Annotated in this window: 15 protein-coding genes; 5 read left to right on the top strand and 10 right to left on the bottom strand. The window is 33.4% G+C overall.

All coding sequences use genetic code 11. The annotated features are described in order from the left end of the window. Window positions 1-28: 28 nt before the first annotated feature. Window positions 29-2,677, bottom strand: coding sequence for a DNA polymerase I (gene polA / locus ERL59_RS04985; RefSeq protein WP_160645081.1), 2,649 nt, complete (start codon window positions 2,675-2,677; stop codon window positions 29-31). 71 nt (window positions 2,678-2,748) lie between these two features. Here polA and ERL59_RS04980 point away from each other — a divergent pair, with 71 nt between their 5' ends. Then, window positions 2,749-3,489: an HAD family hydrolase gene (locus ERL59_RS04980; RefSeq protein WP_160645080.1), complete on the top strand. Its 741-nt coding sequence runs from the start codon at window positions 2,749-2,751 to the stop codon at window positions 3,487-3,489. A 143-nt stretch (window positions 3,490-3,632) separates the two neighbouring features. On the opposite strand, the gene phoU is transcribed toward ERL59_RS04980, so the two are convergent. From phoU to ERL59_RS04955, 5 genes are all read right to left on the bottom strand, one after another. Further along, the gene (gene phoU, locus ERL59_RS04975; RefSeq protein WP_160645079.1) at window positions 3,633-4,292 is read right to left on the bottom strand and encodes a phosphate signaling complex protein PhoU; all 660 of its coding nucleotides are present in this window, start codon (window positions 4,290-4,292) and stop codon (window positions 3,633-3,635) included. A 54-nt stretch (window positions 4,293-4,346) separates the two neighbouring features. Then, entirely contained in the window at window positions 4,347-5,099 is a 753-nt protein-coding gene (gene pstB, locus ERL59_RS04970) for a phosphate ABC transporter ATP-binding protein PstB (RefSeq protein WP_160645078.1), read from the bottom strand. 12 nt (window positions 5,100-5,111) lie between these two features. Beyond that, window positions 5,112-5,981 carry a phosphate ABC transporter permease PstA gene (gene pstA / locus ERL59_RS04965; RefSeq protein WP_160645077.1) on the bottom strand — a complete coding sequence of 290 codons (870 nt, stop codon included), beginning with the start codon at window positions 5,979-5,981 and terminating at the stop codon, window positions 5,112-5,114. Then, window positions 5,978-6,871 carry a phosphate ABC transporter permease subunit PstC gene (pstC, locus tag ERL59_RS04960; RefSeq protein WP_235929798.1) on the bottom strand — a complete coding sequence of 298 codons (894 nt, stop codon included), beginning with the start codon at window positions 6,869-6,871 and terminating at the stop codon, window positions 5,978-5,980. The genes pstA and pstC overlap by 4 nt, the downstream gene beginning before the upstream one ends. Before the next feature lie 194 nt (window positions 6,872-7,065). Further along, window positions 7,066-8,046 (bottom strand): PstS family phosphate ABC transporter substrate-binding protein, encoded by a 981-nt coding sequence (locus ERL59_RS04955; protein WP_160645076.1) that lies wholly within the window; start codon window positions 8,044-8,046, stop codon window positions 7,066-7,068. A 694-nt stretch (window positions 8,047-8,740) separates the two neighbouring features. Between ERL59_RS04955 and ERL59_RS04950 the strand changes: the two genes are divergently transcribed. From ERL59_RS04950 to cydS, 3 genes are all read left to right on the top strand, one after another. Then, a complete protein-coding gene (locus ERL59_RS04950) occupies window positions 8,741-10,084 on the top strand; it encodes a cytochrome ubiquinol oxidase subunit I (protein ID WP_160645075.1) in 1,344 nt (447 codons plus the stop codon). After that, entirely contained in the window at window positions 10,084-11,103 is a 1,020-nt protein-coding gene (locus tag ERL59_RS04945) for a cytochrome d ubiquinol oxidase subunit II (protein ID WP_160645074.1), read from the top strand. Before ERL59_RS04950 ends, ERL59_RS04945 begins: the two co-directional genes overlap by 1 nt. A 148-nt stretch (window positions 11,104-11,251) precedes the next feature. Next, the gene (gene cydS / locus ERL59_RS21265; protein ID WP_268894493.1) at window positions 11,252-11,377 is read left to right on the top strand and encodes a cytochrome bd oxidase small subunit CydS; all 126 of its coding nucleotides are present in this window, start codon (window positions 11,252-11,254) and stop codon (window positions 11,375-11,377) included. A 53-nt stretch (window positions 11,378-11,430) separates the two neighbouring features. Here cydS and ERL59_RS04940 read toward each other — a convergent pair whose 3' ends face one another. The 3 genes from ERL59_RS04940 to ERL59_RS04930 all read right to left on the bottom strand — a co-directional run bounded on the left by ERL59_RS04940 (window position 11,431) and on the right by ERL59_RS04930 (window position 14,208). Then, window positions 11,431-12,084 carry an HD domain-containing protein gene (locus ERL59_RS04940; RefSeq protein ID WP_328699904.1) on the bottom strand — a complete coding sequence of 218 codons (654 nt, stop codon included), beginning with the start codon at window positions 12,082-12,084 and terminating at the stop codon, window positions 11,431-11,433. Beyond that, the gene (locus ERL59_RS04935) at window positions 12,075-13,043 is read right to left on the bottom strand and encodes a sugar phosphate isomerase/epimerase family protein (RefSeq protein WP_160645073.1); all 969 of its coding nucleotides are present in this window, start codon (window positions 13,041-13,043) and stop codon (window positions 12,075-12,077) included. The genes ERL59_RS04940 and ERL59_RS04935 overlap by 10 nt, the downstream gene beginning before the upstream one ends. Before the next feature lie 82 nt (window positions 13,044-13,125). Further along, window positions 13,126-14,208: a Gfo/Idh/MocA family protein gene (locus ERL59_RS04930; RefSeq protein ID WP_160645072.1), complete on the bottom strand. Its 1,083-nt coding sequence runs from the start codon at window positions 14,206-14,208 to the stop codon at window positions 13,126-13,128. 209 nt (window positions 14,209-14,417) lie between these two features. On the opposite strand from ERL59_RS04930, the gene ERL59_RS04925 reads away from it, so the two are divergent. After that, complete coding sequence (locus ERL59_RS04925; protein WP_235929797.1) at window positions 14,418-15,287, top strand: helix-turn-helix domain-containing protein; 870 nt, start codon at window positions 14,418-14,420, stop codon at window positions 15,285-15,287. Window positions 15,288-15,298: 11 nt separating this feature from the next. Here the strand turns inward: ERL59_RS04925 and ERL59_RS04920 are convergent, their stop codons facing one another. Further along, complete coding sequence (locus ERL59_RS04920; RefSeq protein WP_160645070.1) at window positions 15,299-16,006, bottom strand: response regulator transcription factor; 708 nt, start codon at window positions 16,004-16,006, stop codon at window positions 15,299-15,301. Window positions 16,007-16,107 lie beyond the last annotated feature (101 nt).

The raw sequence follows: 16,107 nt of genomic DNA, 5'->3' as shown, positions 1-16,107 counted from the left end.
AGATTACATGATTCAATGTAACTTGTCTCTACTTTGCTTCAAACCAATTTTTACCATAGCTAATATCTACTTTAAGAGGCACTTTTAAAGCAATAATTGACTCCATGATATCAGGAACAAGGTTATTCATAATCTCTAATTCTGCTTCTGGTACTTCAAAAACTAATTCATCATGGACCTGAAGTAACATTTTACTTTTTAAATTTTCTTCTTGAATACGATTTTCAATTCGAATCATAGCCAGTTTTATGATATCTGCATTACTTCCTTGAATAGGTGTATTTAAAGCTGTTCTTTCTGCAAATGATCTTAAATTAAAATTCCTAGAATTAATTTCTGGTAAGTATCGTCTTCGCTGCAGCAAAGTAGTCACGTATCCATTTTGTTTTGCTTGTTGTTTAATACTATCCATAAATTGCTTTACACCTTTAAATACAGCAAAATATTGTTTTATAAATTGGGCTGCTTCTTTACGGGTAATGTTTAAATTTTGGGATAATCCATAATCACTAATCCCATATACGATTCCAAAGTTAACTGCTTTCGCTTGTCTTCTTTTGTTAGCGTCAACTTCTTCTTCCCGTACTCCAAAAACATCCATTGCTGTTTTTGTATGGATATCCATATTATTCTGAAAAGCGTCAATCAGTCTTTCATCTCCAGATATATGTGCTAAGATACGCAATTCAATTTGCGAATAATCCGCTGCCAACATGTATGAATTTTCTTGAGAAGGGACAAACACTTTTCTAATTTTACGTCCTTCCTCTAAGCGTATTGGGATATTCTGTAGATTTGGAAATTGACTGCTTAATCTTCCTGTAGCGGCAATTGTTTGTCTAAAGTACGTATGAACCTTTTGTGTGTCTTGACGTACTTCCTTGAGCAATCCTTCAATATAAGTAGATTGCAGCTTAGCTAGTTGACGATATTCTAATATTTTTGAGACAACCTCATGTTCACTAGCAAGCTTTTCAAGTACTTCAGCATCCGTAGAATATCCTGTTTTTGTCTTTTTGATAACTGGAAGCTGAAGTTTATCAAATAAAATTTCTCCTAATTGCTTTGGTGAATTAATGTTAAATTCAGTTCCCGCTAAAGTATAGATTTGTTTTATAATTTTATCTAATTTAATTTGAATTTCCTCACCATGTATTTTTAGACCATTGGTATCAATTTTCACACCTTGTATTTCCATATGTGCTAATACTTCTGCAACTGGTAGTTCCATATTATAAAATAATTCAACTAATTCATTTTCTTCTAGATTCGCTTTCATTAGCGGAGTAAGTTTTTGAATAAGTAAAACTTTACGGCACAGAAATTCACTTAAAGTTGATAACTCTGGAACTTGGAACTTTGCTCCTTTTCCATAAAAGCTATCGTCATTCTTCATTGCCGATAGTCCATATTTTAGTGATAATCCACTAATTGTATGGTTTTTAGTTTCTGTTGGATCCAACAAATAAGCTGTTAAATAAATATCGAAGGAAACTCCTTTTATCTCAATATCGTGCCAAAACAATGCGACTTTTGTTTTATGATAATCATATATCCACTTTTCATGTTTTTCGTCAGCTAACCATTCTCTTAATGCAGTGGCCTCTTCAGATTGTAAGAGCTCAAAAGGCACATAATAGGACTGGTTATCAGCATACAATGACAAACCTAAAACTTCTGCTTGATGGGGATTTTCACCAATAATTTCAAAATGAATCGATTTAATAGCTGGAAGCTTGTCTACGATTAATGAAACATTTTGTTGGTCCACAATTTGATAATTAATTTCTTCTTGCTCTTGTTGGTTATTTAATCCGTCCGATCCATCCATCTTTTCTAATAGAGACTTAAACTCTAACTTTTCAAACATTGTAATGACAGCCTCTTGATCAAAACCATCAAATTGAAGTTGCTCAATTGATTTTTCTAATGGTACTTCTCTATAAATTGTGGCCAATTCTTTGCTCATTTTTGCCTGATCTGCATTCAATTGAACTTTTTCCTTCATTTTGCCTTTTAATTCATCCGAATGTGCAAGTACTTCCTCTACACTGCCATATTGATGAAGTAGTTTTAATGCGGTTTTCTCACCTACACCAGGAATACCCGGGATATTGTCTGAAGAATCCCCCATTAATCCCTTCATATCTATAATTTGTAGGGGAGTTAAATTATATTTTTCTCTTATTTTATCTGGATCAAAACGATCTACTTCACTGATTCCTTTTCTAGTTAGTGCAATGGTTACGTTATTTGAAGCAAGCTGAAGTAAATCCTTATCTCCAGTAACTACAAGGACTTGTTTGTTGTTTTCCTCAGCTAATTTCGTCATTGTACCAATAATATCATCAGCTTCATAACCTTCCAGTTCAAATTGATTAATATTAAATGCTTGAAGTAATTCCTTCATCAGTGGGAACTGTTCAGAAAGCTCCGGAGGTGTTTTAGCTCTCCCACCTTTATATTCTTTGTATTCTTTATGTCTAAATGTTACTTTACCAGCATCAAAAGCAACTAAAAAATGTGTAGGTTTTTCTTCCTCTATTAAACGAAGCAACATCGTTGTCACGCCGTAAACTGCATTGGTATGCATCCCTTTTGAGTTGTTAAGCAAAGGTAATGCATAAAAAGCGCGATTTGCGATACTGTTCCCATCAATTAAAATTAACTTATCCATCGCGAGCTCTCCTCATTTTTATTACTATCATAGCATAATGTAAAATAAACGGGTAATTAGGGGCGATAAAAATGAATAGATCCTTCTCACCTAAAAATAAGAAAGTGATTTTTTTCGATTTGAACAATACTCTCATTGATCACCACAGGTCTTTTAAGGTTAGCTTTTTGGAAGCACTCGACGAGTTTACCTCTCGATGGGATCCGGATGCAAATAACTGGGAACCAAAAAAGGTGTATACAAACTATATGAAAGAACTCAAGAATGCAAAACAAGATAAGAGAAAATACTATTTACCTAGGAACAAGTTGCAGCACCATTGTTTACAGCAAGCTTTAAAACCGTACCCCTTAGATGTAAATTTAAGTTTTTCAGAGCATTTTTTTAACACCATTCAGGAAAACAGACCTAGGAACGTTCAATTATTTCCAGATGTTTTACCGCCCTTAGCAACTTTATCTAATAAATATAAATTAGCCATCATTAGTAATGGAAGAAAAAATGATTATGATCATCTCAACATTAAAGAATATATTCCTGAAGACAGAGTATTCACCTCTAAAATGTTTGGTCATCATAAACCACACCCAACTATTTTTAAAAATGCGCTTAAAAAAATGGATTTGAGTCCTGAACAAAGTGTAATGGTAGGGAATTCCTGGAAAAATGATGTGTGTGGTGCTTTAGATATAGGAATGGATGCCATATGGATTGTGAGAAAACCAAGAAAGGGAAGTCGTCGAAGAGCTGACAAAAATGGCGTGACTTATATCCAAAGTTTAAAGCAATTAGTTTCTGTATTTGAAATATAAGAATATCAAAAAAGGTGAACTTGCAGAAAAGAAGCTTAGTTGGATTAAAAAAGTGATGTATATTCAATAATGGAATTCCTAGATTCAAAAAAGCATAAAGCAAGTTTACAACTGTTGCTTTATGCTTTTCTTTTATTTATATTCTAATTTAAATCTGGACGCGTTCCTTTGACTAAGTACACGACACTTTCTCCAATATTTGTGGCGTGATCAGCCATACGTTCTAAATATCGGCTTACAAAGCATAAATTTAATACTTGATTTACATTTTTAGGATCATCAGCCATCATTACAAATAATTCACGTAAAATTTCACTATGCAATTGATCCACTTCATCATCCATTTTTGCCATTTTGTAAGACAAGTCAACGTTTTCTTCTATATAAGCTGTAATACTATCATTCGTCATCAATTGCACTACTTCTGCCATTCTAGGAATATCAACGAGTGGTTTAATAAATTGCTGCTTACCGTTTCTTACTGTAACCTTTGCAATATCAACCGCTAGGTCAGCCATTCTCTCCAAATCAGCAGCCATTTTAAACGCAATTAAAATCCTCCTTAAATCTGAAGCGACTGGTTGTTGTGTAGCAATTAAACGGGATCCTATATCGTCAACTTTTTCTTCCAACTTATTAACTTCTTTATCGGAATCAATAACTTTTTTAGCTAATTCTAGATCACATTCTTTAAGGGAATTTACGGATTCCAATATTGCTATTTTTACTAAGTCCCCCATGTCAATTAATACTTGTCTCAATTGTTGTAATTCTGAATCAAATTGTTGTCGGTTTGCTAACATTAATATCCCTCCTATATACATATTTTGATTTACCACACCTATTTTCCTTCTTTTTTATCCAAATCGACCTGTGATATAATCTTCTGTTTTCTTCTCTGAAGGATTTGAGAACAGCATTGATGTATCAGAAAACTCAATGACTTCTCCATTTAAGAAAAATGCCGTTTGATCTGATACTCTTGCAGCTTGTTGCATATTATGCGTAACGATGATGATCGTGTAGTCTTCTTTAAGCTCTTGAATTAATTCTTCTATTTTCAATGTTGAGATTGGATCTAAAGCTGATGTTGGTTCATCCATTAATAAAATTCTAGGATTGATTGCTAATGCACGTGCAATACACAAACGTTGCTGTTGTCCCCCTGATAAACCATAAGCAGATTTTTTTAAGTCATCTTTTACCTCGTCCCAAAGAGCAGCTCCACGCAAACTATTTTCCACAATTTCATCTAACTCTTTTTTATTGCGTATCCCATGAATTTTAGGGCCGTAAGCAACATTTTCATAGATTGATTTTGGGAAAGGATTAGGTTGTTGAAACACCATACCGATTTCTTTTCTTAATAACTCTACATTCACAGTTGGATTATAAATATTAGTCCCATTGATAGACACTGCTCCAGAAATCTTTACTGAATCAATCATATCATTCATACGGTTCAACGTTCTAAGCAGTGTTGATTTCCCACAGCCTGATGGACCGATAAATGCAGTAATTGATTTTTCATTTATATTCATAGACACATTTTTTAATGCGTGAAATTCTCCATAGTATAAGTCAAGGTCTTTTATTTGTACGATTGACATGAACAGTTCCCCCTAGTTTTTCTTTTGATACTTATTTCTTAAAAAGATAGCTATTGCATTCATGCTTAATAACATGAATAACAACACGATAATACCTGCAGCTGCAACATGATGAAATTCTTCTTGAGGTAAATTTGCCCAAGTATATATTTGAATTGGCATGACCGTAAACTTGTCAAACACTCCACTAGGTAATGTGGTAATATAAGCCACTGCTCCAACAACAATAAGCGGTGCCGTTTCACCAACTGCTCTTGAAAATGATAAAATTGAACCTGTCATTATCCCAGGCAAAGCTGAAGGTAGTACCACACGAATGATGGTTTGCCAACGATTTGCACCTAATGCAAAAGAAGCATTTCTTTGCGTTACTGGTATGGCTTTAATTGCTTCCTGTGATGCAACAATGATGATAGGTAAAATAAGAAGTGTCATGGTCAAGGAACCTGCAAGTACACTTTTACCAAATCCAAAAACTCTCACAAAAATAGTTAAACCTAATAATCCATATACAATAGATGGAACCCCTGCCAAATTGGCAATATTCGTTTGAATAAAACGATTAAACCAATTTTTTTTAGCATATTCCTCTAAATAAATGGCTGTTGAAACCCCAATAATAAAACTTAAAGGTGCTGTAATACTCATCATCCAAAGCGTACCAGCGATCGCTGCTTTAATACCAGATTTCTCCGCTTTTCTAGATGCGTTATTGGTAAGGAATTCCCAATTTAACCATCCAAGTCCGTCAGATAGAATTTGTATCAATAACATTCCAAGTGCTATAACACCAAACAATGTAGAGGATAAAAATAAAGCATGAAAAATGGTATTTTTTCTTTTTCGTCTTCTCATTTGTCTCTCAGCATCTAATTGCTTCATTCGTATTCCTCCCTAAACTTCCTTGAAATATACCCTGCAAGTATATTCATAAGCAATGTAATGACAAACAAAGTAATACCAACAGCATATATCGTTCTATATTCAACACTTCCATAAGCAGTATCACCTTGACTTGTTGTTACAATGTAGGCTGTCATAGTTTGTATGCTTTTTAAAAAATCAAAATCTATATTCGGTAAAGCACCAGCCGCTAACGTAACAATCATCGTTTCCCCAATGGCTCTAGAAAGCCCTAATACGAAGGAAGCAACTATACCGGAAAATGCAGCAGGTACAACTACTTTTAATGCAACTTCTAACTTAGTAGAACCCATGGCATAGGCTGCATAACGTAATGAATTCGGAACTGCATTCATTGCATCTTCACTTAAAGAAGATATCATCGGAATAATCATAATACCAACTACAATACCTGCACTTAGTGCATTAAATAAATCCGTTTGAGGTATGACTAATTTAATAATTGGAGTTATAAATGTTAAAGCAAAAAATCCATAAACAATGGTCGGAATTCCTGCTAAAATTTCTAAAATCGGTTTTAAAAAATTTCTAACTTTCTTAGGTGCGTATTCACTTAAATAAATGGCACTGCCAAATCCTATAGGTAATGCAACAATACTCGCAACTAATGTAATCATAAACGTACCCATTATTAAAGGTAGAATACCAAATTTGGGATCTGCAAATAATGGCGTCCATTCCGTGCCCGTTAAAAATTCAATGATTGAAACAGCCTGGAAAAATCCAGCTGATTCTGTAATTAGTATGACGACGATTCCAATGGTTGTTAAAACAGATATTCCTGCAATGATAGCCAAAATAATGGGCATCAAACGATCTAATGAATTGTTCCCTTTTTTCTTTTGCATAAAGCTGTTGTGTTCTTTTCCTAGTTTAAATTGCTTCATTCTTGCCATATGCGTGACTTCCCCCTAATCAAATTTCTAAAAAAATTCATAACCGTGACATATCCTAAATTCAATTTTAAGATACGCCACGGCTTTCATATAAATATAAGTACATAGTAGATAAATCAACAACTTAAGAAATAATAATTATAAAATTAAGGAAGCATGCTTAAATTTTCTTCGTACATTTCTGCTGGTAATGCTACATATCCTACTTCCTCAGCTAATGCTTGCCCTTCTTCACTCATATAATATTTAAGAAATTCTTGTATTTCAGGTTGACTTAGTGAACTTTTTACAGGATAAATATAAATTGGACGAGATAAAGGTTTATATGTTCCATCTTTGATTGTCTCTACTGATGGAGCAACTGCTACCGCACTTTCATCAACTTTAATAGATACTGCAGCTAATTTGTTTTGGTTTTCTACATAATAAGAGAATCCAAAGTACCCCATTGCATATTTATCTCTAGATACACCTGTAACTAATACATTGTCATCTTCAGAAGGTGTATAGTCTTTTCGAGATTCATTTTTAGTGCCATTAATTGCTCCTGTAAAGTATTCAAAAGTTCCTGAAGCAGGTCCTGGACCATATAATTTAATAGGTTCATTTGGCCATTCTGCTCGAACATCGCTCCACTTCGTTACTGTACTTCCACCTTCCCAAATCTGTTTTAATTCATCCACTGTCATTTCAGTAGCCCAATCATTTTCAGGGTTGATAACGACTGTAATTCCATCAAATGCCACTGGCATTTCTACTGCTTCTTTTCCCTCAGCTTTTAAAGCATCAACTTCTTTATCCTTAATTTGACGAGATGCGTCAGCAATTTCAATTTCACCAGCGATTAATGCTTTAAAACCATTAGAACTTCCAGATAAGTTAACTGTTACATTTACATCATTGTATAAAGCCATAAATTCTTCAGCTACTGCTTGAGAAATTGGGAACACTGTAGAAGATCCATCAATATTAATTTCACCAGATAATTCCATTGAAGATCCTTCTTGTTCTTTGGCACCCTCAGTTGTTGGTGTTTCCTTTGATTCAGTACCACATGCTGCTAATGAAAATAACAATACAAATGCTGCTAAAATAATTGACCCCTTGCGTAACCAAGAATTAAACAAGTCTGACCACTCCTTAAATTTGAATAGTGTAATTTATTTTTGTCTCTCACAATGGATATATTACTAGGAGATTGTTTTCGCTATTTAATAGTTTTGTAAAAGGAGTGTAAATTTTAAAGTCAAATTAACATCAAATCTGATATATTACTACAAAATGAGGTAAAAAATCGATCCTATTATAATTATTTTGTCCAAAAAAAGGTATTTTTGTAATAAAAAGATGAAAACTATCAAAATAGTATCTTACTGTCTACTTCATTACGAAAGTATGTTATGGTATAAGTCTGTTGACCTTAGTACTCAATTTTGTAATATTTCGTTCATATGTTGATCACAATTATGTGATTTATTTCACATATTATGTCGTAAAATATACTTAACCGTTATTTATTATATTTTCAACGTTATGATAAAAATAGTTTTAAACTTAAAATTTAATTTCTTCTTTCCATTTATGTTATAAAATAAAACTTTTAAGAATAGGGTGAAAACAAATGGACAACAACAAAACAAATATAAATAAATCTCATAAACAAGAAAAAAAATTAATTATTTTATGTATTGTAGTAGCCATTATCATGTCACTATCAATTATTAGCCGTTTCTTCTAAATATAAATCTGCTCATTGATAAAACAATAGATTGTAATTAGATTGTTCTCAATGAAACATTGTACTAGTAAAGGAGTGATTTTATGTTATCAGTATATGACCCCGTCATTTTTAGTAGATTATTAACTTCTTTAACATTGGCATTCCATATTATTTTTGCCACCATAGGTGTTGGTGTTCCTGTCATGATTGCATTAGCTGAATGGATAGGGATTAAACGAAATGATCCACATTATTTATTACTTGCTCGTCGCTGGGCTAGAGGTTTCACAATTACAGTTGCAGTTGGAGTTGTAACAGGGACTGCTATCGGATTGCAACTTAGTTTATTGTGGCCAAAGTTCATGCAAGTAGCAGGTCAATCTATTGCACTACCTTTATTTATGGAAACTTTTGCTTTTTTCTTTGAAGCTATCTTTTTAGGTATCTATTTATATACTTGGGATCGTTTCAAAAACAGAATGACACACTTTTATTTGTTAATTCCAGTTGTCATTGGGTCATCTGCTTCTGCTTTTTTCATTACAATTGTAAATGCATTTATGAATGCTCCACAAGGGTTTGATGTTGATGCTTTAACTGGAAAAATCATAAATGTACAACCACTTGTAGCTATGTTTAATCCAGCTACACCTACAAAAGTAGCACACGTTCTTATATCTGCTTATTTAACATCTGCCTTTGTTTTGGCTGGTATTGCAGCAATATCCTTACTGCGAGGAAGAAAACATGTTTATTATAAAAAAGCACTTAAATTAACGATGGTATCTGCGCTTATCTTTTCCATAGGTACAGCTATTATTGGCGATTTATCTGGTAAATATTTAGCTGAATATCAACCTGAAAAATTAGCCGCAGCGGAGTGGCATTTTGAAACAACAGATCAAGCCCCACTCGTCATTGGTGGAATTCTTACAGAGAATAATGAAATTAAATATGGACTCAAAATACCACTTGCTTTAAGTATTCTGGCTCATGGTTCTCCAAATGCTGAAGTGATAGGAATCAATGATCTTCCAAAGGATGAAATACCCCCTTTATGGATACATTATATGTTTGATCTTATGGCAATAATTGGAGTTACTCTGATGCTCATTGCTTTAACTTACGTAGTGGGACAAAGATTAGGAAAATGGAATGTTCATAACAAAGGATTATTAAGACTAATTGTTTTGGGTGGACCACTCGCCATGTTAGCGATTGAATTTGGTTGGATTTTTGCAGAAGTAGGGAGACAACCTTGGATTTTACGAGGTTATATGAAAACAACAGATGCAGCTACCACTTCAGGACATGTAGATACCATGCTTTTAGTCTTCACTATTTTATATATTATATTAGCTTTTACATGTGTCAAAGTGATTCGAAAAATGTTCAAGAATTATCCTGCTGAAGAAGAAATCGCTTCGAGGGGAGGAAATGTGTAATGAGTTATGAACTATTAGGAATTACCGTACTTTGGATTTTCCTTTATGGTTATTTAATTGTTGCTTCCATTGATTTTGGTGCTGGTTTTTTCAGTTACTATAGTGAAATCACAGGCAACAAACAATTAATTCAACCCATGATTGAAAGATACCTTTCTCCCGTATGGGAAGTGACAAACGTCTTTCTAATCTTTTTCATGGTCGGATTAATTGGCTTCTTTCCAGACACAGCTTATTATTATGGCACATCTTTGCTTATACCAGGAAGTATTGCTGTCATATTATTAGCCATTCGTGGTTCGTATTATGCATTTAGTACGTATGGCACAAAAAATAACCGATTTTATTTGTTTCTATATGGAGCAAGTGGTTGGCTGATCCCTGCTGCTTTATCTACAGTACTAATTATATCTGAAGGCGGCTTTATTAAAGTCATCAATGGAGAAGTACAATTTCAATATATGGCACTTTTTACAAGTCCTTATGCTTGGACAGTTGTTGGTTTAGCATTAATTAGTGTATTATACATTTCCTCTATGTTTTTAACTTATTACGCTTATAAAGCAAAAGACCATAAAGCATTTGAAATTGTCCGTAAATATGCACTTGCCTGGAGTCTCCCAACCATTGTTGCAAGTTTACTCGTTTTTTTCTCCATTCGTAATCATAATGTTGAACATTTTGAAAGAATGGTTGATTTGTCTTGGATGTTTGTTATTTCTTTTCTTTGTTTTTTAGTTGCCGTATATTTTGTTTGGAAGAGAGTAAAATTAGGCTGGGCTTTCGTTTTTGTGATGTTCCAATTTGCATTTGCATTTTTTGGGTATGGAGCTTCTCATTTACCTTATATTTTATATCCTTATATTAATATTCATGAACATTTCACAAATGAAACGATGGCCATTGCACTTGTGACTGTATTTATTCTTGGTTTGTTATTGTTAGTTCCTTCATTATATTTATTAATGCGTTTATTCTTATTCGATATAAAATACGTTCAAGGAAATAAAAATTCATAAAAAGTGATGCTTAAGGAAGGCCGTCTAAATGCATACCACCTCTATGTGGTAAACGTCGGCACCAGTTCATCCATAAACTGGCGGTTTTCCTAAACAAAATTTAAATGGAAAGTCATAATTTCCTGACATTTAAGAAAGGATGATCAAAATGGATCAATTTTTAATCACATATGCACCACCTCTAGTTGTGGCTGTTTGTTTATTTTTAGGATTTTGGTGGGGAGCAAAGGGGAATACGAATGTGGAAGAAAGTGATAATCAGATTTCTAAATAGATATTGAAACTAAATAAAAAAAACTGTCAATTTTTTTGACAGTTTTTTTCTTTCTATTTATCTCCATTCCACTCTAGATGAAACCTCTGTAGGTATTCTTCCATAAACTGATGACGCTCTTCTGCTATGGTCCTAGCTGTTTTTGTATTCATTAAATCTTTTAACTTAAACAATTTCTCATAAAAATGATTAATAGGGGTTGCTTTCTTTTCACGATAATTTGTTTGATTTATGTTTGTCCTAGGCTTCACATTAGGATCATGCATAATGCTTCCTTTAGCTCCAGAGTAAGCAAAGGTTCTGGCAATTCCTATTGCTCCAATCGCATCTAACCGATCAGCATCTTGTACTACTTTTCCTTCCAAAGTAGTCATTGGGGGTCGACTCCCACCCTTAAAGGACATGGTTGAGATGATCTCCATCACGTGAATGATAGTATCACCTTCTACTGATTGAAGTTGTAACCAATCCTTCACTTTTTTCAATCCTAATTCTTCGGATTCATTTAATTTTTCATCCGCTATATCATGCAGCAAAGCAGCCAAGGTGCAGATAAACACATCCGCACCTTCATCTTCCGCTATTCTTTTCGATAATTCTGTAACTCTATGAACATGCCACCAATCATGCCCACTTGCATCATTTCCCAACATATCTTTTGCAAATTGTGATGCCATCTCTATAATGACTTGTTTTTTTACACCCACCACATATCACCTAAAGGTTCTTTTAATAATACTTGCTGTAAATTCATAACGGCTTTACTAAAGCCTTCATCAATAGACATTAAACCATCTTCGTGTTCAATGCTCACTACATAATCATAACCAACTAAACGTAATGTGCTTATAATGTCTGACCATGTTTTTAGATCATGTCCAAATCCAACTGTTCTAAATTGCCAAGCTCGATCAAGCATGTTTGAGTAAGATTGCATATCTGTTAATCCATATCGGTTTACATTATTTTGATCTATTGTTGTATCTTTTGCATGAAAATGATGTATCGCATTATTTTTCCCTAATATTTTTATAGATTCCACTGGATCTATACCTTGCCACCACATATGACTTGGATCTAAGTTCGCTCCAATCACTTCACCCACAGCTTCTCTTAATCGAAGCAACGTTGCAGGAGTGTGAACTGAAAATCCGCCATGAAGTTCTAAACCAATTTTCACATTCCAATCACTCGCATATTGACCTATTTCTGTCCAATAAGGTATGATCTTTTCTTCCCATTGCCATTTCAAAATTTCTTGAAAATCATTTGGCCACGGTGCTACGGGCCAATTAGGATATTTAGCACCCTCATGATCACCAGGACAACCTGAAAATGTATTGACTACTGGGACTTTCAATTTATGAGCTAAATCAATTGTTCTAATTAGATCATTATGATAGCCTTTAGCAATGTCTTTTTGTGGATGAAGTGTATTACCATGAACACTTAAAGCTGAAATTTCTATCCCTCTGGAAGAAACAAGTTGTTTAAAATCATTCAATTTTTGTTCATCTTTTAGCAAAACATCAGGATCACAATGAGCCTTCCCAGGATATCCACCAGAACCTATTTCAATTGCTTCAAGCCCCTTAGCTTGAATAATGTCTAAAGTTTCTTCAAGTGATTTTTGTGCAAATAATACTGAAAAAACACCAAGCTTCATCCTTTACACTCTCCTTTTTCTTTTCATATCTAGCTCATCACCAAAGATGTGATGAAGTGGAACAAATAGAAGTAATCACATACTATTCAAAATAAACGGCTTTTCCTGTTTTTGAAGATTCATATATCGCTTCTAAAATTTCTGACACAACAAGGGCTTGTTTAGGTTTAACTATAGGCTCTGTATCATAAAGAATACTATCAATCCACAATCTCATTTCTAAGTCTGCATCACTTTCTTCTTTTCCATCATAAAATGCAACTCCTCCGACATTCGTTTGAATTTGATTTGTAAATAATTTTCCACGACTTTCACCATTAATGCGAAGTCCATCCTTCATATCTGCCCCGCCTTCAGTTCCTGCAAGCGTGCATTTTGCTTCACCTTCATCTAAGGAATTTAATGCCCAGCTTGATTCTAATATAATCGTTGCTCCATTTTCCATTTTAATCATTCCAAAGGCAGAATCTTCTACAGTAAACTCATTTGGATCCCAAGGTCCCCATGCATTCGCTGCGTTTTCCCGTTTAGATAGTTTATGGAAAGCTGTTCCTAATACGACTTTTGGCTTATAATTATCCATCATCCATAGTGTTAAATCCAGTGCATGAGTACCAATGTCGATTAATGGACCTCCTCCTTGTTTTTCTTCATCTAAGAAGACACCCCAAGTAGGTACCGCACGTCGACGAATAGCGTGAGCTTTGGCAAAATAAATTTCACCTAATTCACCTTCTCTACAAGCTTGATTCAAATATTGACTATCTGCTCTAAAACGGTTTTGGTAACTGATCGTAAGCTTTTTATCTGATATTTTGGAAGCCTCATACATTCGTCTGGCATCTGCAGCTGTTTTTGCCATTGGTTTCTCACAGTTTACATGTTTACCTGCTTTAAGGGCTGCAATTGCAATATCTGCGTGGGAATCATTTGGAGTACAAATGTGAACAACTTCAATGGATGTTTCATTTAATAACTCATTGTAATCAGAAAAAATTCTAGCCCCTTCAATACCGAATTTTTTAGCAGCTTGCTCAGCATTAGAAATATTAACATCACAAAATGCTGTTAATTCAACCGTTTTCAATTTGGAGAGTGAGGGCAAATGTTTTCCAGTTGCTATTCCTCCACATCCAATAATTCCGACTTTTAGTTTCTTGTTCATCCAACTTCCCTCCATTTTTAATCATGATATACTTTATTCAATTTTGTGTTATATTATTAAATGTATGTCATTTTGATTCCTATACTCAAGCTATTTTAACTCATAATAGTTTGGAATCTAACAAAATTATACACGATGAAAAGAGAAAATAATATTACCATAATAGTTTTACTTTTATGCAATTTTGGGATATTGGAGGATTGAAGCTAATGATAATAAATGAGAAAATTTCATTTGAAAACCCTTTATTATCTTTAAAAACATTTCAAAGTAAGAGAGTAAATCATAACATGATTACCTGGCACTATCATAAAGAAGTGGAAATAATAGCAGTGTTAAGTGGACAATTAGAAGTTCATGTTGGAGAAGTTGTATATTTGTTGGAATCTGGAGATGTTATTTTAATTGGTTCAAATGAGCTTCACCGAGATCGGATGATAAAAGAAGGTTTAGAATATATTGTACTACAGTTTGATATTGAACAATATTTCGATTACAGCATAATGCCATATATCAAATATTTTGCAGGAACAAATGATCCGTTAAGTCATCTCAATTATATTTTCGAAAATAATGTATTAGCAAAGAATGAAATATTTGATGCTGTATCAGAAATATATAATGAATCTCAGAGTAAAAAAACTGGATATGAGATTGCAGTAACTCTTTTTATCCATAAAATTATGCTGGTATTATTACGAAATGATACTAATAAAACACTCAATGTTCAGCACAATGCAGATTTTCTTCGCCTCAAGCCAGTACTTGATTATGTTGATTCTCATTTAATGGATAAAATCAGCATTGCAACTGCAGCACAAATGGTGAATATGAGTTATTATCACTTTGTTAAATTTTTTAAAAATACAATCCAAATGACATTTATAGAATACGTTAATTATAAAAAAATTAAAAAAGCTGAAAGAATGTTATTAACGAGAGAAGATAGTATCACGCAAATTGGCGAGAGTATCAATATGAATAACATGGCTCATTTTTATAAAATTTTCAAAAAGTACAATCACTGTTCACCAAACGAATTCCGTAAAAAAATGCTGAATTGGAAATCAAATGAATAAAATCCATTTTATTAATTATTTTTTACAACTAATTTATAACCGACACCACGAATAGATTCAATTTTAACTGAATTTTGACCTAACTCAAGCTTTTTACGAAGTGAACTCACATGAACATCTACTGTGCGTTGCCCTCCTATGTAATCAAACCCCCAAACAATGTTCATTAGATCATCTCTTGTAATTACTTTACCTTGTCTTTCTACCATATGCAGTAATACTTCAAATTCCTTGGGACGTAATGAAATACTTTCCTCATTTAATAAAACTTCATATTGATCAGGGTAAATTTTTAGATCCCCAAGTATAATTACATTTTCATCAGTTGTTTCATCAACCTGTGTTTCCTCAGAAAGAGACCTTCTTAAAACAGCGGATACTCTTGCCAACAATTCAGCTACTCCAAATGGTTTCGTAATATAATCATCCGCTCCAAGTTTTAGTCCTTGTACAATTTCATCTTCAGCTGTTTTCGCTGTTAAAAAAATAATCGGTGTTTTCACTTTTTGTTCTCTTATTTTTGTAAGTATTTCAAATCCGTTTAAGCCAGGCAGCATAATATCTAAAATAATTAAGTCAAAAAATTGCTGAAGTGCATATTGCAATCCAACTCTTCCATCCTCAGCTACCTTCGTTTCAAACCCTGCTTGAGAGAGATTATATGATAATAGTCTCGATAATGTAGGTTCGTCTTCAATGACTAACACTTTTTTCGACATACTAAATTGTCCCCTCTTAAATATATTGGGTGTTCATTTATTAAAAAGTTTTAATCTTCCTCTAACAACTATATTAGTTTATCATCCAATTATTAAATCTA

The organism is Chengkuizengella marina, assembly GCF_009910845.1.
Lineage (GTDB): Bacteria > Bacillota > Bacilli > Paenibacillales > KCTC-33759 > Chengkuizengella > Chengkuizengella marina.
Note: the sequence above shows the minus strand (reverse complement) of the source record. Positions and strands in the feature narration are given on the sequence as shown.

Coding starts and splice junctions, on each gene's coding strand:
- polA (WP_160645081.1), bottom strand. CDS start 2,677: ATGGATAAGTTAATTTTAATTGATGGGAACAGTATCGCAAATCGCGCT.
- ERL59_RS04980 (WP_160645080.1), top strand. CDS start 2,749: ATGAATAGATCCTTCTCACCTAAAAATAAGAAAGTGATTTTTTTCGAT.
- phoU (WP_160645079.1), bottom strand. CDS start 4,292: ATGTTAGCAAACCGACAACAATTTGATTCAGAATTACAACAATTGAGA.
- pstB (WP_160645078.1), bottom strand. CDS start 5,099: ATGTCAATCGTACAAATAAAAGACCTTGACTTATACTATGGAGAATTT.
- pstA (WP_160645077.1), bottom strand. CDS start 5,981: ATGAAGCAATTAGATGCTGAGAGACAAATGAGAAGACGAAAAAGAAAA.
- pstC (WP_235929798.1), bottom strand. CDS start 6,871: ATGCAAAAGAAAAAAGGGAACAATTCATTAGATCGTTTGATGCCCATT.
- ERL59_RS04950 (WP_160645075.1), top strand. CDS start 8,741: ATGTTATCAGTATATGACCCCGTCATTTTTAGTAGATTATTAACTTCT.
- ERL59_RS04945 (WP_160645074.1), top strand. CDS start 10,084: ATGAGTTATGAACTATTAGGAATTACCGTACTTTGGATTTTCCTTTAT.
- cydS (WP_268894493.1), top strand. CDS start 11,252: ATGGATCAATTTTTAATCACATATGCACCACCTCTAGTTGTGGCTGTT.
- ERL59_RS04935 (WP_160645073.1), bottom strand. CDS start 13,043: ATGAAGCTTGGTGTTTTTTCAGTATTATTTGCACAAAAATCACTTGAA.
- ERL59_RS04930 (WP_160645072.1), bottom strand. CDS start 14,208: ATGAACAAGAAACTAAAAGTCGGAATTATTGGATGTGGAGGAATAGCA.
- ERL59_RS04925 (WP_235929797.1), top strand. CDS start 14,418: ATGATAATAAATGAGAAAATTTCATTTGAAAACCCTTTATTATCTTTA.
- ERL59_RS04920 (WP_160645070.1), bottom strand. CDS start 16,006: ATGTCGAAAAAAGTGTTAGTCATTGAAGACGAACCTACATTATCGAGA.